The sequence below is a fragment of the Paenibacillus sp. 2KB_22 genome, from assembly GCF_052115745.1.
Lineage (GTDB): Bacteria > Bacillota > Bacilli > Paenibacillales > Paenibacillaceae > Paenibacillus.
Window position 1 is genome coordinate 1 of record NZ_JBFRHG010000043.1, and the last position, 380, is coordinate 380.

Annotated in this window: 1 pseudogene; it reads right to left on the bottom strand. The window is 66.1% G+C overall.

The window, feature by feature from the left end:
* A pseudogene (locus tag AB4111_RS31240) lies at nt 1–380 on the bottom strand (IS481 family transposase); the annotation flags it as partial.

Genomic DNA, 380 nt, shown 5'->3' on the forward strand with positions numbered 1-380 from the left:
CGGGTAAAGGCGACCCGGGAATGATCGTCGACAGCCACATGCAGCGCCAGCACGCCAGGGTGTTGCTTTTTGCCGCGCAAGCGCCCGTCGCCACGTACCACCACCTCTCCGAAGCGGGTCATCCCTTTGATGTCCAGGTGCAGCAGGTCGCCTGGGCGCTCGTGCTCATAGCGAACCACCGGTGGGGACGGCTCCAGATCGCGCCACCGGCTCAGCCGTGCACTCCGCAGCATACGGCTTACGGTTGCTGTACTTAGCCCCATCTGCCGGGCGATCAGCCAGCCAGCACGCCGCCCACGGCGCAGCTCGATCACACGTTCCCGAACTTCCTCCGGGATGCGCCGCGGGCTACGATGAGGACGCGATCTACGGTCCTGCAG